The 17,845-nt window shown below is 60.9% G+C and carries 17 protein-coding genes; 8 read left to right on the top strand and 9 right to left on the bottom strand.

The window, feature by feature from the left end:
• Positions 1–56 precede the first annotated feature (56 nt).
• Together V8J88_RS00565 and V8J88_RS00560 are read left to right on the top strand one after the other, a co-directional pair.
• The gene (locus V8J88_RS00565; protein ID WP_338847195.1) at positions 57–350 is read left to right on the top strand and encodes a hypothetical protein; all 294 of its coding nucleotides are present in this window, start codon (positions 57–59) and stop codon (positions 348–350) included.
• A gap of 5 nt (positions 351–355) precedes the next feature.
• Complete coding sequence (locus tag V8J88_RS00560; protein ID WP_338847193.1) at positions 356–2,350, top strand: adenylate/guanylate cyclase domain-containing protein; 1,995 nt, start codon at positions 356–358, stop codon at positions 2,348–2,350.
• An 18-nt stretch (positions 2,351–2,368) separates the two neighbouring features.
• Here V8J88_RS00560 and V8J88_RS00555 read toward each other — a convergent pair whose 3' ends face one another.
• Positions 2,369–4,276 carry a SagB/ThcOx family dehydrogenase gene (locus tag V8J88_RS00555; protein WP_338847192.1) on the bottom strand — a complete coding sequence of 636 codons (1,908 nt, stop codon included), beginning with the start codon at positions 4,274–4,276 and terminating at the stop codon, positions 2,369–2,371.
• 108 nt (positions 4,277–4,384) lie between these two features.
• On the opposite strand from V8J88_RS00555, the gene V8J88_RS00550 reads away from it, so the two are divergent.
• The gene (locus V8J88_RS00550) at positions 4,385–4,777 is read left to right on the top strand and encodes an MAPEG family protein (RefSeq protein ID WP_338847191.1); all 393 of its coding nucleotides are present in this window, start codon (positions 4,385–4,387) and stop codon (positions 4,775–4,777) included.
• A 93-nt stretch (positions 4,778–4,870) separates the two neighbouring features.
• Positions 4,871–5,203, top strand: a complete 333-nt coding sequence (locus tag V8J88_RS00545) for a hypothetical protein (RefSeq protein WP_338847190.1) — start codon at positions 4,871–4,873, stop codon at positions 5,201–5,203.
• 177 nt (positions 5,204–5,380) lie between these two features.
• Here V8J88_RS00545 and V8J88_RS00540 read toward each other — a convergent pair whose 3' ends face one another.
• Positions 5,381–5,656: a hypothetical protein gene (locus V8J88_RS00540; RefSeq protein ID WP_338847189.1), complete on the bottom strand. Its 276-nt coding sequence runs from the start codon at positions 5,654–5,656 to the stop codon at positions 5,381–5,383.
• Between the two features lie 131 nt (positions 5,657–5,787).
• Between V8J88_RS00540 and V8J88_RS00535 the strand changes: the two genes are divergently transcribed.
• Positions 5,788–6,228 (top strand): hypothetical protein, encoded by a 441-nt coding sequence (locus V8J88_RS00535; RefSeq protein WP_338847187.1) that lies wholly within the window; start codon positions 5,788–5,790, stop codon positions 6,226–6,228.
• 2 nt (positions 6,229–6,230) lie between these two features.
• Here V8J88_RS00535 and V8J88_RS00530 read toward each other — a convergent pair whose 3' ends face one another.
• Together V8J88_RS00530 and V8J88_RS00525 are read right to left on the bottom strand one after the other, a co-directional pair.
• Positions 6,231–6,995 carry an SDR family oxidoreductase gene (locus V8J88_RS00530; protein WP_338847186.1) on the bottom strand — a complete coding sequence of 255 codons (765 nt, stop codon included), beginning with the start codon at positions 6,993–6,995 and terminating at the stop codon, positions 6,231–6,233.
• 244 nt (positions 6,996–7,239) lie between these two features.
• Positions 7,240–7,677: a multidrug/biocide efflux PACE transporter gene (locus V8J88_RS00525; RefSeq protein WP_338847185.1), complete on the bottom strand. Its 438-nt coding sequence runs from the start codon at positions 7,675–7,677 to the stop codon at positions 7,240–7,242.
• 117 nt (positions 7,678–7,794) lie between these two features.
• Between V8J88_RS00525 and soxA the strand changes: the two genes are divergently transcribed.
• From soxA to soxB, 3 genes are read left to right on the top strand one after another with little or no spacing between them, the layout of a single operon-like run.
• On the top strand, positions 7,795–8,583 hold the full coding sequence (soxA, locus tag V8J88_RS00520) for a sulfur oxidation c-type cytochrome SoxA (RefSeq protein ID WP_338847184.1): 789 nt from the start codon (positions 7,795–7,797) through the stop codon (positions 8,581–8,583).
• A 10-nt stretch (positions 8,584–8,593) separates the two neighbouring features.
• Positions 8,594–9,211, top strand: a complete 618-nt coding sequence (gene soxX, locus V8J88_RS00515) for a sulfur oxidation c-type cytochrome SoxX (protein WP_338847183.1) — start codon at positions 8,594–8,596, stop codon at positions 9,209–9,211.
• A complete protein-coding gene (soxB, locus tag V8J88_RS00510; RefSeq protein ID WP_338849974.1) occupies positions 9,211–10,911 on the top strand; it encodes a thiosulfohydrolase SoxB in 1,701 nt (566 codons plus the stop codon). Before soxX ends, soxB begins: the two co-directional genes overlap by 1 nt.
• Here the strand turns inward: soxB and V8J88_RS00505 are convergent.
• The 5 genes from V8J88_RS00505 to V8J88_RS00485 all read right to left on the bottom strand — a co-directional run bounded on the left by V8J88_RS00505 (position 10,893) and on the right by V8J88_RS00485 (position 17,647).
• Positions 10,893–12,092, bottom strand: a complete 1,200-nt coding sequence (locus V8J88_RS00505) for a restriction endonuclease subunit S (RefSeq protein WP_338847182.1) — start codon at positions 12,090–12,092, stop codon at positions 10,893–10,895. The genes soxB and V8J88_RS00505 overlap by 19 nt on opposite strands.
• Positions 12,089–13,573: a class I SAM-dependent DNA methyltransferase gene (locus V8J88_RS00500; RefSeq protein WP_338847181.1), complete on the bottom strand. Its 1,485-nt coding sequence runs from the start codon at positions 13,571–13,573 to the stop codon at positions 12,089–12,091. Before V8J88_RS00500 ends, V8J88_RS00505 begins: the two co-directional genes overlap by 4 nt.
• 218 nt (positions 13,574–13,791) lie before the next feature.
• Positions 13,792–13,983, bottom strand: coding sequence for a hypothetical protein (locus tag V8J88_RS00495; RefSeq protein WP_338847180.1), 192 nt, complete (start codon positions 13,981–13,983; stop codon positions 13,792–13,794).
• 1 nt (position 13,984) lies between these two features.
• Positions 13,985–15,772: a M14 family metallopeptidase gene (locus tag V8J88_RS00490; protein ID WP_338847179.1), complete on the bottom strand. Its 1,788-nt coding sequence runs from the start codon at positions 15,770–15,772 to the stop codon at positions 13,985–13,987.
• Between the two features lie 78 nt (positions 15,773–15,850).
• The gene (locus V8J88_RS00485; protein ID WP_338847178.1) at positions 15,851–17,647 is read right to left on the bottom strand and encodes a hypothetical protein; all 1,797 of its coding nucleotides are present in this window, start codon (positions 17,645–17,647) and stop codon (positions 15,851–15,853) included.
• Positions 17,648–17,845 lie beyond the last annotated feature (198 nt).

The raw sequence follows: 17,845 nt of genomic DNA, 5'->3' as shown, positions 1-17,845 counted from the left end.
TGCGGCACATGTGCGACACTAGCGCCCCGGATCAGACTATTTGATATGGAGCAGTAATGAGCGCACATCTGAAAACCGCATTGATCGAAGGCCGCCAAGTACCGCGTTTCGATCGCGACATCACCAACAATCTTTTAATGGAGCACACCAGCTTAGCCGAAGTGCGCGATGAAAAAATGATCATCGGCATCCGCAATGACAGCGGCGAAATCTATCGCCTGATCGGCAGCATGCACTTGAAAAACTATATGAACGCAGTCGAAGAATTATTCGACATGGAAATGGCGGATGAATTGCAGGATGTGGAAGGACAGCGCCACGGCTGCGACGCGATTTTCTCGCAGGAGTAACACAGATGCAGCGCGCGCCAGCTCCCGCCGAGCCAACGCCGCGCCGCCGCTTCAACTTCAAGCGCCCCCGCTTTGAATTCACCCGTTTTCAATCGCGCCTGCTGGCGCTGATGCTGGGTTTGATTATTGTGTTACAAGCCCTGCTGTTTTATCTGATCAGCAGCACGGCGCACAATCAAGCCCAGCAAGCCAGCAGGGAAACCCTGGAACTCACCGCCAGCTCACTGCAAACCATCGTCCGTTCGCGCGAAGCGAATTTGCGCAAATACGCGCGCCTGCTGGCCGATGATTACGCCTTTAAAACCTTAGTCGCGGAAGGCGACCGGGAAACCGTGTTATCCGCTTTTTCCAGTTATCAAAAACGGCTCGATGCAGACTGGATGGTGCTGCTGGATCTGGATGGCCAGGTGCTGGCCGACAGCATGGATGGCGAACAAGCGCCGCCGCAAAAACCGCTGTTTCAACACCCCGCCCTGCTGCAAGCCGCGCGCAGCCATGCATCAGGCGAAAGCAGCGGCGCCCTGATCATCAAAGGCCGGGTGTATCAGGTGGTGCTGGCGCCCTTGCGCGCACCGGAACAAATCGCCTGGGTCGGGATCGGCTTTGTGATCACAGATCAGCTCGCCGCCGAGCTGGAAAAACAAACCCACACGCATGTCAGCCTGTTCTGGCAAGGCGCGCCAACCGCCCCGGCGACAGCGCCGGGCGCGCCGCAAATGCTGGCCTCCACCTTGCCGGCGGCGCAGCGCCAGGCCCTGCTGGCGCAAAGCAAACGGAATACGCTGACTCAAGCGCGCATGCTGTTGCAAGAAGCTGAATTCGTGTCCCTGACCCTGTCCCTGAACCGGGGCGGCGACGGCGTCTTGCTGGCGCTGCTGCAACGCTCGCTGGACGAGGCGCTTGCTGATTACCGCGCGCTGCGCTGGCAATTGCTGGGTATTTTCATCATCTCCAGCCTGCTGGCGGCGCTGCTGGCGGTCTTGATCGCGCGCCGCGTCACGCAGCCGGTGGCGCGCCTGGCGCGCGCCGCGCAAGACATCAGCGCCGGCCATTACCGCAGCGTGGAAGAACTCAACCAGCGCGATGAATTCGGCGCGCTGGCGCATGCCTTTAACAATATGGTGCACGGCTTGCAAGAGCGCGATAAAGTCCGCTCGCTGCTGGGTAAGGTGGTGTCGCCGCAAGTGGCGGAAGAATTGCTGTCGCGCCGCATTGAACTCGGCGGCGAAGAACGTGAAATGACCTTGCTGTTTTCCGATATCCGCAATTTCACCAGTCTGGCCGAAGGCTTGGCGCCCTCGGCGATTTTGCAAATGCTGAATCAATATCTGAGTGAAATGAGTCAGCAAATCGACCAGCAGCAAGGAGTGGTGGATAAATACATCGGTGATGCGGTGATGGCGCTGTTTGGCGCACCGGTGGCGCTGCAGCAGCATGCCCAGGCGGCGGTGCAATGCGCGCTGGCGATGCAGGCCGCGCTGCCGGAATTGAATCGCAACTTCGCCGCCGCCGGCTGGCCGCAATTGCATGTCGGCATCGGCGTGCACAGCGGCAATGTGGTGGCCGGCAATGTCGGCTCTGAATCGCGCATGAATTACACCGTGCTGGGCGACAATGTGAATCTGGCGGCGCGGCTGGAAGGTTTGTGCAAAAAATATGCAGTCGGCGTGATCGTCAGTGAAGCCACGGCGCAAGCCTGTCCCGATATCTGCCTGCGCGAACTGGATAAAGTGCGGGTCAAAGGCAAGAGCCAGGCGGTGCGGATTTATCAAGCGCTGGGTCTGCGCAGCCAGACATCGGCGGACGCCCTGGCCGCGCTGCAAGCCTACCATGCCGCCTTGCAGCTGTATCGCGCAGCGGAATTTGACGCCGCCTTCGCCGCCTTTTGCGCATTGGAAGACGACGCCGTCACCGAACTCTACCGCGCGCGCTGCGCGCGCTTTCTGAAAGATCCGCCGCAAGAAGATTGGGATGCGGTGGAAACCCTGGATCAGAAATAAGCCACCCTGGCCTGCGCCTCAATCGTCCTCTTCTTGCCCGGCAATCCCGAGCGAAGCAAAATGCAAAGCCCATTCGCCGCGCGCCTGCAAGCCGAATAACTGACTGACCTCATCATCATAAAACGCGCCGACCGGACATGCCGCCAGGCCGAGCGCCTGCGCCGCCAGCAACCAGCGTTCGCCCACCATGCCGCACTCAAGCAGCATATGGCGATAGCCGCGCGCGCCGGCGGCCAGCGCAAGTTTGCTGTCAGCGCAAATCAGTAAAACCGCCGCCGCCTCGCCAATCACATCCTGATCCAGCGCAGCCGCCCCCAATCTGGCGCCAAAATCCCCCGCCTGCAGCAAGCGCAAACCGCGCTCCGCCTGATAGCGGTACAAACCGGACGCCACGCCAGCCACCCTTTGCAGGCCCAGATAACAGCGGATGGCAGGCGAAAACTGCACCGGCGCCGCCAATGCGGCCAGCACATCGCTCAAGCTTTGCGCGCTGAGCGCCTGATCTGTGTAGCGGCGCCGGCTGCGCCGGTTTTGCAAGACTTCACGCAAAGGCGCAGACAAGGGACGCGCTGGCGGCAAGCGCAACCACGCCGGATCAGGCCCGGGCGCCGGCATGGCCGCCGCAGCGGTCTGATGCAAAGAAGTGGCTTGATGCAGCAAACCATTCAAACCGAGTGCGCCGGGCGTCAGCGCCTGTGCGCTCAAAATCCCGGGGACAGCTTGCGGCATCTCTTGCGCCGGCTGCAGCAACATCACCGCCAGCGCCAATTCCTGGCGCAGATCAAGCCGCATGGCGTGCTGCAAAGCCGCGTCGTCATACGCCGCCAGCGGCAAAACCTGCATATCGTGGTTATGCCCGGCTAAGCGCAGATTCTCCAGCAAATGGCCCAAATCCACCCCGGCGTAGCGGTAGGCGCGTTCCCGGTATTTGTAGCCGGTGCGTCCCAGTACTGCGGTACAGATCAAGGCCAGCGGGGCCGGCGGCAACAGCGCGCTGAGCGGCGCGGCGGCGGCGGCGCCGGCCAGCTGGCGCAAGCTGTCATCGCGCGCATCATAATGGTAAAGACCGGGGGCCAGATCAGCCATGCGCCGCACCAGCACGTATAACTCCGCCGGAAACAGCGCGCCGGAGGATGGCGCGGCGCGCAACGGGGCCGAACCGGGCCGCGCCAGCGTGATGCCGGGGCCGGCAAACAAAATGTCGGCCAGCTCTGCAAGGCGCAAGTCCTGCGTGCGCGGCTGCGTCCCTTGCAACACCTGATGCAAACTGCGCCGCGCCGCACTGCGCTGCAAACGCAAGGGCGTCAACCCCGGCCAATCTTTAAAGGGCGGCGGACGCTGGCCCCAGTCAAACACCGGTGCGCGCGCAAACACGCCGCGCCGCGACTCGGAAGAAAATTCGTGATACCGCATTACCAAAGCGCGCTGGCTCTGTCCCTCTGCTTGGAGCGCCGGCGCGCCGGTTGCCGCCGCCGGCTGCTCCCACCAGGCGTTTGCGGCATGCCCGCGCCGCCCCAGCCAATACGCCGCCGCAGGTGTGAACAGCAAAAACGCCACCCGTCCCCACTGCCGGCGCGCGGCTTGTGCCGGCGCGCCGGCTTGCGCCTGCTGCGCCGCCTGCTGCTTTTGCGCACCGGGGCGGCGCCAATAACGCCACACCAGCGGCAAATTGAAATACAGATGCACGCCGCACAACAGCAGCATCAGATAGCCGAATAAATAATGCCAGTCGAACACCGGCAATTGCTGATTCGCCACCCAAAACAAGCCCAGGCCGGCGGTAATCATCAGATACAGCATCAGCCACAAACTGAGTTGCACATTGATAGCGAAACGCGGCGGCGGGTTCCCGCGCACAAAACGCCAGCCCAGCCACACGGCGTACAGCAGCAAGGGGGCTGCCGCGAATAAAATTTGCGTCAACATGGCGCGCACATTCCAAGCGAAAACTGCATGCTGCCATAATTTGGCAGACTTGAATGGCAAGCACAGACTTATCATATGTCCTGATAAATTTACCTTTGGAGGCGCGGCATGCAACACGCAATGATTTACCCCATGGCCGCACATGTCGTCTGGTGCGCAGTCCTGTATTGCGCGTTGACGGTGGCGCGCGCACCGGCTGTGTGGGGCGTGGGGCGGCGCGCCGATGGCGGCAATCCTTTTGCGCTTTGGGAGCCGCGCATCAGTGCGAATTTATCGAATCAGTTTGAATGGCCGCTCTTGTTTCATATCGCCGGCGTGCTGCATATTGTGCAGCCCAGCCATACGCAAACCGCCTTGACGCTGGCCTGGTTGTTTATTGCAGGACGCTTGGCGCACAGTGCAGTGCAAATCTGCACAGGGAATATCCGCTTGCGCGGGGCCGTGTTCAGCATCAATTTTCTGGCTGCGCTGGGACTCTGGTTGTGTCTGCTGTGGCCGTAAGATGCGACGCCGTGTTTTAATGCCTGTTTACGCCATCCCGCTCTATTGATTATGTCACGCCGCCTTGTTTTCGCCCTCTGTTTCCTGGCTGCCATGGCCGGGCTGGACTATTTTTTCTTCAGCCGCCAATCACCCTGGAAAATTTATCTGTTCGGCGCGGTGATCGCTTTGCTCTTGTTGCAGCGCCGCCTCGATCAACGCGCGCAACAGCGCGATAGCCAATCGCAATGCATACGCTGCAGTAAATTTTTGTTGCCTGTGCAAGCTGAATATATCCAGCCAATCGGCGCGGCGCGCGCGCTGCGGATTTGCGCAACGTGCCTGGCCAGGGAGAAAAAGATCAAGCGCCTCGTGTGGAGCGGCGCCGGCATTGCGCTGTTGGCAAGCATGGCGCTAATGTGGATCAATGGGGTCGGACTCGATTGATTTGAAATTCTTTTGGCTTTCTACCTTTACTCGATATCAGAACACTACCAATATACCAACCATACAAATAGATGCGTATGTAAATTTCCTGGCAAGTCCTCATCAAAATCAATCCAGTCTGACCCCATTGATTTCCATTGATTTTGATTTTGACCCCATTGATTTCCCATTGATTTCTTACGATGGATTGCCTTCGTTTTGCGCCTCGCGCGCCAATTGATACAGCACACAGCAAACCACCAGCGCCAGCACGCATAAAGCGCCGACCGTCAGTCCGCGCACCATCAGCGGCAAATCCTCATTCGTGCTGACCTTGAGCAGCAAGCCGAGAAAAGGCGGAATCGCAAACAGCCAGGTGCTGACGCCGTTGATGGGATGGGGCTGCTTGCGCAATTCGCGATAACCCGCGAATAAGATAAAGGCAATCAATAACAGTGCTGCGCTAAAATACATATTCTCTCCAAAGACTTGCATATCCATGCTGACAGCCAGCTGCCATGACACGATAAGAGCAAATCATTTCCATGCGGCAATTTTTAACAATTTGCGCAGGCTATTACAATCTTCAACAATCAGACTCTGCTATGAGAAATAAACCGAATTCAGCGCTGCTGTGCGGGGCTGCGTTGAGCGCGTTTGCCGCGTTTTTGCATCTCTGCATCATTGTTGGCGGCGGCCCCTGGTATCGCTTTTTCGGCGCTGGCGAAGGCATGGCGGCGGCGGCCGAGGCGGGCAGCCTGTATCCGGCCCTGATCACAGCCGGGATTGCCTGCGTGCTGGCGGGGTGGGCGGCGTATGCCCTGTCCGGGGCCGGATTGATCCGCCGCTTGCCATGGTGCAAAGCCGCGCTCTGCCTGATTACGGCGATTTATTTGCTGCGCGGCTTGGCGCTGTTTCCCGCTTGGCTGTTTGTGCCGCAGCAAGTCGGCAGTTTTGAGATATGGAGTTCTTTGATCTGCCTGGCTTATGGCCTCACCCATGCGCTGGGTTTATGGCAAGTCTGGCCGCAATTCAAGCAGGTTTGATCTCACGCCGCCAGGCCGCCATCCACCACCAGCGCATGCCCCACCACGTAGGATGATTGCGGCGAGCTGAGCCAGAAAATGGCGTTGGCGATTTCTTCCGCGCGCGCCAGCCGGCGAATCGGTATGTCCTGCGCAGTCCGGGCCATGGCGGCTTGCTGTTGTTCCGGCGCCAAGTGCGCCAGACGCTGGCTGCGTCTGGGCGTATCCACCGCGCCAGGACACACCGCATTGATGCGGATATTTTCAGCGATGTATTCCAGCGCCGCCGAGCGCGTCAAGCCCAGCACCGCATGCCGCCCTGCGCTGTAGAGCGCCGCCTGGGGACAGCCTGATAAACCATTCACGGAAGACAGGTTCACAATCGTGCCGCCGCCCTGCCGGCGCAAGAGTGCGATTTCATGCTGCATGCACAGCAGCGGGGCCAACACATCGGTATCCAGCAGGGCGCGCGCATCCGTTTCGGGTATATCGTGCAATTGGCCCGGCGTGGCGGGGCCGGCGGCGCTGTTGACTGCGGCGTCGAGCCGCCCGTATTCCGCGCCAAGCAGCGCAAACATGGCTGCGATCTGATCGGCTTGCGTCACATCGCAGGCGAGAAAGCGCGCACGCGGCCCGATGCTGTGCGCGGCATGGCGGCCTTTTTCCAAATCGCGCCCGCTGATTACGACTTGTGCGCCGGCGGCGTGAAACAGCTGCGCTGCAGCCAAACCAATGCCGGATGTGCCGCCCACAATCAGCGCCACTTTACCGTTGAAATCCGATGTCATACGCCACTCCCATGTGCGGTCTCATCCGCCTGGCGGCCATGTTGCGAGCGCACGCCAGGCGGCATACAGCAAGCATAGCGACAGGAGATGGAAACCGATGCTGCAATAAAGCAAGCCCGGCCACAGACTGCGCAGATACAGCGCCAAGCCGAGTTGCGCGCCCCGGCTCAAGAGCAGAGCGGCGGCAGCGCTGCGCAAACCGGTTTTGCGGCTGCGCCGCCCCCATCAGGCTTGCACCTCACGCCTATCCCCGCGCCTGCCAGCGCGCTCTGGCATGATCGTAAGTCCAGTTAAACGCGACGGTATATGGCAGGAAAAACAGCAACAGGCCGCCATCCAGCACCAAGGCCTGCCACCAGCTGATATCCAGCCACCAGGCCGCCAGCGGAATCGCCAGCAAGCCTAAGCTGCATTCAAACGCCACGCCATGCGCAATGCGCAGACGCGGCGTTTTTTGCCAGGCCATGCGGCGCAACATGGCGTCCCAGGCGGCATTGAACAGCACATTCCAGGCCATTGCCAGGGTCGAGAGCATCAGATTCAAGGCCCCCATTTGCAACAGCGGGGTATTCATCAGCCAGGCGAACAGGGGCGTGCACAGCAGCAGCGCCACAATTTCATACAGAATGGCGTGAAAAATACGTTCGGGAATGGATCTCTTGGTGACTTGATTGGCGTTCATAGCTGCTCCAGCGGCGCTACAGTGTACACCTGCAACGCTAAATCCGTGCGCGGATGGACAGCCACCCCGCGCTGCGCTTACCATGCAGCTTACCCCGCCCACTGCCGGAGTTTCCTCATGCAAATCCATATTCTGTCTTGCGCCGCCCTGCTCTTTTTGGCGGGACAGGCGCAAGCCCAAAACGATTTAACGCAATACCGCGAATTATTGGCCGAAGGCAATCCTGCTGAATTATGGGAGATGCGCGGCGCGGAAATCTGGCAAAAGAAAGACGGCCCGAAGCAAGCCAGCCTGCAGGCTTGCGATTTGGGTAAAGGCGCGGGCGTGACCGCCGGCGCGTATGTCGAACTGCCGCGCTATTTTGCCGACACCGGCAAGGTGATGGATTTGGAGCAGCGCTTACTGCATTGCCGCATCACATTGCAGGGCTGGAGCGCTGCGCAGGCGCGCGCGCAGCATTTCGGCGCGCCCGGCAAACCGTCCGTCATGGAAGCGCTGGCGGCCTGGATCGCCGGCCAGTCGCGCGGGATGAAAATGGCGGTTTCCACCGCCCATCCGCAAGAACAGAAAACCTACAAAATCGGCGAATATCTATTCCACTATCGCGCCGGTTCGCATGACTTTTCTTGCGCCTCCTGTCACTCCAGCGACGGGCAACGCATCCGTATGCAGGATTTGCCGAATATTTTGCGCACCCCGCAAGCGCAGGCGGCTTACACCAGCTGGCCGGCTTACCGTGTTTCGCAGGGTGAGGTGCGCAGCATGCAGCACCGCTTATCCGATTGCTTGCGCCAGCAGCGCTTTGCGCAAGTGGAATACGGCTCAGACACGATCACCGCCTTGACCATGTTCCTGGCGAAAAATGCAAATGGCGGGGTATTTGCCGCGCCAGCCTTAAAACGTTGAAGGGGACGCTATGCGATACCAGATGATCTTGCTGTCCCTGCTGTGTGCAGGCTGCGCCGGGGCCGGTCTGGCCCCGGAATTTTCCGCCGCGCAAATCGCCAGCGAAGCCGAAGCCCTGATTGCGCGCGATTTTCAAAGCAAGGGCGCGGCCAGCCGCGAACGCCTGTTGCAGCGCGACGCTGCGCAAAAACAGTGCAGCGGGGCCACGCTGGAAGGGGCTGCGGCGGCAGAATTGGAAGCGCAGCAATTGGCCACGGTGCGTTATCCGGCAGATGGCAAATGGCTGGGCGATTGGAAAAAAGGCGAGGCGATTGCGCAAAACGGGCGCGGCATGCAAAGCTCGGACGCCGCCGGCGGGGTGAATGGCGGGAATTGCTACGCCTGTCACCAAATCAATAAAAAAGAAATCTCTTTCGGCAATCTGGGGCCGTCTTTAAGCCAGTACGGCAAGCTGCGCGGCGGCAGTGAGGAGGTGCTGCGCTACACCTGGGCCAAGATTTACAATGCGCAAGCGTACCGCGCCTGTTCGGTGATGCCGCGTTTCGGCCATCAAGGTATTTTGACTGAAGAGCAGATACGCGATGTGATGGCGCTCTTGCTCGATCCCGCCTCACCGGTGAATCAATGATCAGCCGGCGCGAGTACTTACAATCCCTGACCGCCGGCGCGCTCGCCGGTCTGCTGCCGGGACAGAGCCATGCCGCTGACGAAGCGCAAAGCTATGATCTGCCAAGGGTGGGGAATGTGCATTTTCTGCATTTCACCGATTGCCATGCGCAATTGCAGCCGCTGCATTACCGCGAGGCCAGCTATAACATTGGCGTCGGCCAGGCCGCCAACCGCTGGCCGCATCTGACCGGCAAACATCTCTTGCAGGCTGCCGGCATCGCGCCGCGCAGCCGCGCAGCCTACGCCCTGGCTGATCTGGATTTTCAAGAAAATGCGCAGCGTTACGGCAAGCTGGGCGGGTTTGCCCATCTGGCCACCCTGATCAAGCGTTTGCGCGCGCAGCGCCCCAACGCCTTGTTGCTGGATGGCGGCGACACCTGGCAAGGCTCGGGGCCAGCGCTGTGGACGCAGGGCGAAGATATGGCGCAAGCCTGCCTCTTGCTGGGGGTGGATGCGATGACCGCGCATTGGGAAATGACGCTGGGCGCCAAGCGTGTGCAGGAATTGATCCAAACCCGTTTGCGCGAGCGCATTGCTTTCATTGCGCAGAATGTGCAAACCCAGGATTTCGGCGACCCGGTGTTCGCTTCGCATTTGTGGCGCGAAGTCAATGGCGTGCCGGTCGCTGTGATCGGCCAGGCCTTTCCCTACACGCCGGTGGCCAATCCGCGTCATTTGATGCCGGATTGGCGCTTTGGCATCGAAGAAGAAAATCTGCAAAAACTGATTTTGGATCTGCGCGCCAAGGGCGCCCGGGTGGTGGTGTTGCTGTCGCATAATGGCATGGATGTGGATCTGAAACTGGCTGCGCGCGTGAGCGGCCTGGACGCCATTCTGGGGGGACATACACACGATGCTGTGCCGCTGGCGATTCCGGTTGCCAACCGCGATGGCCAAACGCTGGTGTGCAACAGCGGCAGTCATGGCAAGTTTGTCGGCGTGCTCGATTTTGAGGTGCGCGAGGGCAAGATCAAGCGCCACGCCTGGCGCTTGCTGCCGGTGTTTTCCAATTTGCTGCCGCCAGACCGGGAAATGGCGCAGTTAATCCAGACCTTGCATGCGCCGTATGCTGCGCAATTGGGCGAAGTGCTGACCCGCACCGAAGGCGAATTGCACCGGCGCGGTAATTTCAATGGCGGCTTTGATCAATTGATTTTGGATGGTTTGATGGCCGCGCGCGATGCGGAAATCGCATTTTCGCCCGGTTTCCGCTGGGGCCCGAGCCTGCTGGCCGGCAGCCCCATCACGTATGGCGATTTAATGAGCCAGACCGCGACCACGTATTCGCAAGTCAGTGTGAATCTGCTCAGCGGCGCGGAGATCAAAGGGATTTTGGAAGATGTTGCTGACAATCTGTTCAATCCCGATCCGTATTACCAGCAAGGCGGCGATATGGTGCGCACCGGCGGTTTGACCTACAGCATTGCGCCACTGCAAAAAATGGGCAGCCGCATCAGTGATTTGCGTCTGCACGGCAAGCCGCTGGACGCCAGCCGCAAGTACAAGGTGGCGAGCTGGGCCGGGGTGCAGGGACAGCAGGGGCCGATGATTTGGGACGTGCTGGCGCCCTGGTTGCGGGAACAGAAAACGGTGCGCGTGCAACAGCCGAATGTGCCGCGCATTATCGGCTTACAGGGCAATCAAGGTTTGCCGGCGTAATCTTGCGGCGGCAAGGGCGGCAAGACATCCTGCAATAAGCGCTGCTGCAGGGCTTGCAGGCAAGCCAGCTCACGCAACTCGCCTTGCAAACGCGCAAACAGGGCGTTCATGGCGCGCGCGATTTGCACTTGCCGCGCCAGCGGCGGCAGCGCGATTTGCAGGGCGGCAATGCAATCCTGATTCAAGGCTGGAATCGTGCCGCCGCGTGCGGCTTGCTGCATTTGCTGCGCCAGATAGGGCGCGAACAGCGTGTGAAACAGAAAATCGCCATCCAATTCCGCTTGCGGCAAGAGCACCGCGAAAGCAGTGCTGGCGATACAGTCGGCATGCTCCGGGCCGACGCGCGCAAAGCGCTGCAATTCCGGGCGCGCCATGCCGAGCAAAATTGCGCCAGCCTGCAGGCGGCGGCGCGCCCGCGCCGGCGCTTTATCCGCCTGGATCAGCGGTAAATCGGGACGTATCCCGCCCTGCGTCAAATCGCTGATTTCGATATAGCGGAAAGGCGGCAGAAATAAGCGTTCGCGGGCCTCCAGATTGCCGCCAAAGCGGCACAGCCGGCCCAGCGGCTGCAGCGGCCAGTCCTGCGCCGCAGCCTGCAAGAGACGCAGACGCAATGCTTGTTGCAATTCCCGGCTGCGCTGAATGGCTTCCTGGCTGAGGCTGATTTGGCGCTCGACTTCCAGCAGCGCGGCGCAGCGGTTTTGTTGCTGCGCCAGCGGCGGCAGAATGAAGCGCAGTTGCAGCACCGCATCCAGCGTCAAATGCGCCAGGCGCGTGCTGCTGCAAGCCTGGCGCTGAAAATAGGCGCGCACCGGCGCGCTTTGCAACAGCGCCAGTAAATATTCGGGCAAGATGCCGTCGCCGCAACGCAAGACCAGCAGATGGTTTTGATGCAGGCATTCGGCCAATTCCGCGCGCCACAATGCGCTGCGGCCCAGATGCTGCGGGCTGCCGCCCTTGAGCAAGAGCACGTCGCCGCTTTGCAAACGCGCGCGTGCAGCACTGGCCGCATCAAGCGCAATCTCGCCCACATCGGATAAATCCAGTCCATCTTGTTGCACATTGCGCGTGCTCAAATATGGCAGACGCGCGCTTGCCGCGCCCTGCTTGCGCGCATTCACCACCAGACCGGTCTGGCTCTGCACGCATTGGGCCAGACTGCGCAGCGGCCAGCCGCTCATGACGCGTCCCCGTCTTCGGCGTGCAGCGGCGGCAAGACGCCCAGCGCGCGCAGCGCGGCGCGCAATTCGGCGTCGCTGGCGGCGATTTGCCGCCGCACCGCCTCCTGTTGCGCCAGCAGGGCTTGCAGATCAGGGTTTTCACTGCCGCCGGGCGGCGCTTCGACCCAGGCTGCGACGCGCAAATCGCCATCTTGCGCCAGCACTTGCTCCAGGCTGACCAGGCTGGCGTAACCGGGTGTGCTGCTGCGGCTGCGCACTTGTTGCATGATGCCTTGCAAGTCGCTTTCGCGCAGGCGGTTTTTACGCTGGCTGGCGTCGCATTCGCGGCTGGCGTCTATGAATAAAATATCGCGCGTGCGCTTGCCGCTGCGCATGAATAAAATCGAGGCGCTCAGTTCGGTGCCGTAAAACAGATTCGGCGGCAGGGCGATCACGCTTTCAATCAGATTTTCCTGCAGCAGCTTGCGCCGCAATTCGCCTTCCGCGCCGCGCCGGAATAAGACCCCGCCCGGCACAATCACCGCCATCCGCCCGCGTTGCGGATCAAGGCTGGCCAGCATATGCAATAGAAATGCGTAGTCGCCGTTTGAGGCTGGCGGCATGCCGCGCGCAAAGCGCTTCCAGCGGTCTTGCTGCAGGCTGGCATGGCCCCATTCCTGCAAGGAAAACGGCGGATTCGCCACCACGACTTCAAATTGATACAGCTGTTGTTGCAGATCGACGAATTTGGGTTCAAGCAGGGAATCGGCCCACATGATGCGCTCCCCGCTTTCGCCGTGCAAAAACATATTCATCTTGGCCAGCTGCCAGGTGGTGAATTTTGATTCCTGTCCCCATAAGCTGATTTTGCTGCGCGCATTGCGGCTGCGCGCATGGCGCAGGCAGTGCAGCAGCAATGAGCCGGAGCCGCACGCCGGGTCATAGATGCGTTCGCCGTCTTGCGCATCGACTAACATCGCCATTAATTCCGAGACTTGCGCCGGGGTATAGAATTCGCCGGCTTTTTTGCCGCTATCGCTGGCGAAACGCGCAATCAGGTATTCATAGGCGTTGCCGATCACATCCAGCGAGCCGATGCGGCTGGGGCGTAAATCGAGTTCGGGACGGGAGAATTTTTGCAGCAGCTGGCGCGCCAATTCATCGCGCCGCGCCGCTGCGCCCAAATGCGCGGAATCGAATTGAATTTCATCAAATACGCGATTGAGTTTGTCGCGGTTGGCCAATTCCAGCAGGCGCAGGGCGCGATCCAGACGCAGTTGGTTGCCGCTTTCCGGGCTTTTATCCAGCAGCCAGTAAAAATTTGCTTCCAGCGGCAGATTGAACAGTTCCGGCACATCCGGGCTGCGTCCCTCGTCGTGATCGCGCATCACGTCGGCGATAAATTTCAAGAACAGCATGCCGAGCACAAAATTTTTGTACTCGTATGAATCAACCGAGGCGCGGAAGCTGTCACAAGCTTGCCAGACAGCACGGTTAAGCATTTGTTGCGTCAGTGCATACATGGCCGGAAGAACTTCAGAATGGGGATTCCTGCACGCTATACCAGGACGGGAAGCAACGCAGCTGAAATATTTTTCTCTCCACCCCATTCGCTTGTGACCGGCTTCACTTGACAGGGCGGTAACACGCTTTTTTCAGAGAGCGCCAGCGTCCGTGTGCGACACGGGCGCTGGCGTGCTGCGGGTGACTTGAGACACCTTTAGACGGCTTCTTCCAGCGCCTGTGTTGCGCCATCGACACGTACGCTGGCAACGCGCCCGGTTTCGTCCAGCCACACTGTGATGCGCCCCGGAACCACGTCCTGGGTCACAAATCCGCCCGCCTGCGCAACCCGCAGCAAGCGCCCCGGCAGTTGCTGATTCAAGATTTCCTGCAATTCGCGATGTTCCATGTTATTGCTCCAGTGGCTGTTCCAGGCGCAGCACCGGATACAGCTTCCAGCGCGCGTCATATGAGGGATGGCGGCTGGCGAAAAACGCCAGGCGCGCATGCGGATCGGCGGCAAATTGGGGATCGCGCAACTTTTCCGCAAACGCAGCGCGCAAGGCCGGATCTGCCGCCAGCATATTTTGCGCCACTTCTTCCGCCACATAGCTCTCCATATATTCTTTTTTCTCAAAAGCGATGTTGAAATACCCCCAGGCCAGGAAGGCGTCCGGCGCGCCCGGTTCCAGCAAGGCCACGATCAGGCGCGCTTTGGGCTGGTTGATCGGGACATACAAGCTGCCTGCCGGCCAGCTCTGGGTTTCGCTGCGCCATTCGCCCTTGGCTTCGAGGCGCTGGCGGCCTTCGCTGCTGTCTTTGCTGAAACTGAATTCGCTGGCGCGCCAGGCAAGCAAGGTGGCGCTGCCGGCGCGCGCAGCGCGCTGATATTGGATGCCGTGCAAGTCCAGTTTGGGGGCGATGATGGCGGCCCAGGCTTGCGGGATCAAATAGCCGGCGCGCGGCGCGGCGATGCTGTTCTGGACTTCGATTTGCTCGCGCAGGGGCACGCGCCAGACCTGAGGCCGGGTTTCGTCGTAGCGCACCATGGTCGCCCCTGAAATATCTGATTTGCTATGGCTGTAGGCATAGCCCTGGAAGTCAATCATGCGGCTGGCTTCGCTGGTGCGGTATGTCAGGGCCACCGGCTTGCCGCCCAATTGGCTGGCGCGCACATCCGCCGCGCGGGCTTCTTGCAGCCATTTGCGGCCATCTTGCGCGCTTTGCTGCAAAATCGCGTCCAGCGCATTGCGCATGACTTTCACGCGGTAGGGATATTCTTTCCAGGAATGCAGCTCAACCAGCACGCCAAAGCGGTTGCGCAGGTGGAAATAGCCATGTGAGAAGCGCGGCGGCGGCAGATTGTCGGCAAAGCCGGAGGCCGGCTGGTCGGTTTCCTGAAATTCCATGTAAAACGGCAGCGGCAGGCTGCCTTGCTGGCGCAAGCGCTCCATGGCGCCGTTTTGCATGCTGCGGCCGATTTCCTGCAACCCGGCGTCAGAGGCATGCACCGGCTCGATCTGCACTGAAATATCGTGCTGGAATTGCGCGCCGTTGGTGACATGCATATCGATATAGATCAGCGGATCCCATTCGCGCACCAGGCGCAGCATGGCCGCCATTTCGGCGCTCTCGGCTTTGGCGTAATCGCGGTTGAGATTGATGTTTTGCGCGGTGACGCGCCAGCCCATCTGTTCCGGGCCGCGCTGGTTTGGCCGGCTCCAGCGGCCAAAGCGCTCATGCCCATCGGGATTGAATACCGGGACAAACAGCAGAATTTGATTTTCCAGCACGGCGCGCCGCTTGCCGTCGGCCAGTATTTCACGCAGCCATAAAAAGCCGGCGTCTTTGCCATCAATTTCGCCGGCGTGGATGGCGCCCTGCGCCAGCACCACCGGAATACGCGCGGCTTGCGCCGCCTGCGGCGTCAAACGGCTGCCGGTGGAAACCGCCAGCGCATGCATTTTGCGTCCTTCCGGGGTGACGCCGAATTGCAGACAGCGCACCCATTGCGGATAACGGCGCGCAAAACGTTCGCATAATTCCCCCACTTCGGCATAGCGCCCGGTGCGCACAAAGCCGCTTAATTCGGATTGGGTTTGCAGAGTATCCGCGCTGGCGCTCGGACTGGCGGCGCTCAGTGCGGCGCCAAACAGCGCGGCCAGAATGCGCGCGCGGGACGGGAAACGGCTGGACATGGGCGTGACTCGGTAAGAGGAAGAGCTGGCATTATCCTGGCTCGCGCGGTTTGCCGCAAGCCGCCGCATGGATTGCGCTTATTGCAGGCGCGCATGGCGCGCGGCGGCGCTGTCGAGCGGGGCCGGGGCCGGATTTTCCGCCTGTCCCCACACTACTTGCTGTCCCTGTTTCCAGACTTGAATGCTTTGTTGCGGTTTGCTCAAAAACAAGCCGCCTATGGTCAGCGCCGGCAACAGGGCCAACAGCAGATACAAGCTCAAACCAAATAAAGCCGATGAAACACCGGGCCGCACACGCAAGGCCAGCGCCGGCAATTGATGCGCCAGCAGCCACTTGCCGCCCGCCCCCAGCACGCGCTGCCGCGCCAGGCTGCGCCAGAGGGCGAAGCCGTGCGCGCCGGCGGGCGCGGGATGGGCGCGCAACAGGCGCACCGCATTCGCCCGCCGCCACAATCCGGGGACACGCCAGAGCAAGAGCAAGACCAGGCCCAGCACCAGCAGACGGCGCGGCAGCGGCAGCCAGCAGGACAGGGTGAACAAGGTTAGCGCGCTGCCGAGGCAGAGCAAGAGGCGCGGCCAGGCCCAGGGCAGCAGCAAATCCAGCATTTGTCCGCCGCTGTACACGCGCAAAGGCAGTAATTGGCCCAGGTGCAGCACCAGAGAGAACAGAATCAGCCAAAACAGGGCGCCGCCCTGATCCGGCTGCAGCCAGCCTTGCACCAGGCCGAGCGTCAAGCCCAAGGCCAGACCAATGCCAAAGGCCGGGCCGGCCAGCAAACCGGCCAGGAGTAACAGCGGATGGCGCAGGCGGCTGCCGGCCTCGCGCTGCAGCTGCCATTGCGCCAGCCGGCTTTGCAAACCCAGCCAGGCCAGATGCAGGCCGAGCATGATCAAGAGCACGCCGGCGGCCACCAGACTTTGCGCGCGCCAGCTCAGCCACAAGCACAGCGCGCCCGGAATCAAGGCGGCCCAGTAAGCCACTGCGCGCGGTTTTTGCGCGCGCAGCCAGCCGCTGGCGTAAGCTTGCTGCCATTGCCAGCTGTGCGCCACTTGCAGCATGGCGGCATCGCTGACGCGCCAGGGCAGGCGGCGCCAGCGCGCCCATTGGCGCCAGGCGGCGGCGCGCAGATGTTGCGCGGCAATCCGCAGCGCGCTCCAGAGGCGCAGCCGGTACAGGGTGCGTGCGCCGGCGCGCTCGCGGCAGACGCGCAATTGGCCGGCGCGCAAGCCGAAGGGCAAGAGCTGTTCAGCCAGATTGCGTTGCGCCTGCCAACATGCGCTGCCGGCTTGCACGCAGCGCCAGTCCAATTCCTGCAGGCGGCGCAGGTGGGCGCTCAGCATCTCTTGCAGGGTGACGCCGGCGCAGTATTGCACTTCCATTCCCGGTTGCGGCAGGCGCAGGCGGCTCAGACCGGGTGCGCCGCGCCAGCAGGTCAGCAGGCTGCGCCCTTGCGCATTCCAATCCTGCAGCACGATTTCATAACATTGGCCGAATTGCGGCGCCGGGTGCAAGCTGAGCAGGGCATGCACTTGCATCTGCGGATTCCACCAGAGTTCTTGCAGTTCCATGGTTTGCTGCGCCAAGCCATGGCTGCGCCAACTTTGCTGACGTTGAAAACCGGCTTCTTGCAATTCCGTCGCCGCGCTGCGCAAGGCTAATTGGCAGGCGCGCAAATCGGGCGACAGCGCGGCGCCGTCAGTCAATATTTCAGGCAAGGGCGGGGCCAGACGCAAGCGCAGCAGGCGGCGCGCATGTCGCCAGCACAATAAAAGCGGCAAACTGAGCCAGGCGGCCAGACTCAAAATCAAGAGACTCAAGCCGGGCGTGGCCACCTCGATGAAGCGGGAATACAGTGCGATGAGGGCGGGTGGCATGGTGCGGTGTCGGTTGGCTGTGGTGAAAATCGCTGCGCGAAGCGGCGCTGAACTTGCAAACAGCGCCGGCAGTGGTGAGGACAGCGCTGCGGCAAGTATAGAGTTTGCCGCGACAAAAACATTGCAATTACGTCAATTTTATATCAAAAACTGTTAGATTTGACAGGTATTGTGGCGCAATTTGCAATGTTTTACATA

This window comes from Massilia sp. W12, assembly GCF_037300705.1.
In the GTDB taxonomy this organism is placed as follows: Bacteria; Pseudomonadota; Gammaproteobacteria; order Burkholderiales; family Burkholderiaceae_D; genus JACPVY01.
This window is presented reverse-complemented; position numbering and strand designations above follow the sequence as displayed.

Bases quoted from the DNA above. Each gene is read 5' to 3' on its own strand.
- V8J88_RS00500 (WP_338847181.1), bottom strand. From the start codon at position 13,573: ATGCTTAACCGTGCTGTCTGGCAAGCTTGTGACAGCTTCCGCGCCTCG.
- V8J88_RS00505 (WP_338847182.1), bottom strand. From the start codon at position 12,092: ATGAGCGGCTGGCCGCTGCGCAGTCTGGCCCAATGCGTGCAGAGCCAG.
- V8J88_RS00565 (WP_338847195.1), top strand. From the start codon at position 57: ATGAGCGCACATCTGAAAACCGCATTGATCGAAGGCCGCCAAGTACCG.
- V8J88_RS00555 (WP_338847192.1), bottom strand. From the start codon at position 4,276: ATGTTGACGCAAATTTTATTCGCGGCAGCCCCCTTGCTGCTGTACGCC.
- V8J88_RS00550 (WP_338847191.1), top strand. From the start codon at position 4,385: ATGCAACACGCAATGATTTACCCCATGGCCGCACATGTCGTCTGGTGC.
- V8J88_RS00545 (WP_338847190.1), top strand. From the start codon at position 4,871: ATGGCCGGGCTGGACTATTTTTTCTTCAGCCGCCAATCACCCTGGAAA.
- V8J88_RS00490 (WP_338847179.1), bottom strand. From the start codon at position 15,772: ATGTCCAGCCGTTTCCCGTCCCGCGCGCGCATTCTGGCCGCGCTGTTT.
- V8J88_RS00525 (WP_338847185.1), bottom strand. From the start codon at position 7,677: ATGAACGCCAATCAAGTCACCAAGAGATCCATTCCCGAACGTATTTTT.
- V8J88_RS00485 (WP_338847178.1), bottom strand. From the start codon at position 17,647: ATGCCACCCGCCCTCATCGCACTGTATTCCCGCTTCATCGAGGTGGCC.
- V8J88_RS00560 (WP_338847193.1), top strand. From the start codon at position 356: ATGCAGCGCGCGCCAGCTCCCGCCGAGCCAACGCCGCGCCGCCGCTTC.
- V8J88_RS00540 (WP_338847189.1), bottom strand. From the start codon at position 5,656: ATGTATTTTAGCGCAGCACTGTTATTGATTGCCTTTATCTTATTCGCG.
- V8J88_RS00535 (WP_338847187.1), top strand. From the start codon at position 5,788: ATGAGAAATAAACCGAATTCAGCGCTGCTGTGCGGGGCTGCGTTGAGC.
- soxX (WP_338847183.1), top strand. From the start codon at position 8,594: ATGCGATACCAGATGATCTTGCTGTCCCTGCTGTGTGCAGGCTGCGCC.
- V8J88_RS00530 (WP_338847186.1), bottom strand. From the start codon at position 6,995: ATGACATCGGATTTCAACGGTAAAGTGGCGCTGATTGTGGGCGGCACA.
- soxA (WP_338847184.1), top strand. From the start codon at position 7,795: ATGCAAATCCATATTCTGTCTTGCGCCGCCCTGCTCTTTTTGGCGGGA.
- V8J88_RS00495 (WP_338847180.1), bottom strand. From the start codon at position 13,983: ATGGAACATCGCGAATTGCAGGAAATCTTGAATCAGCAACTGCCGGGG.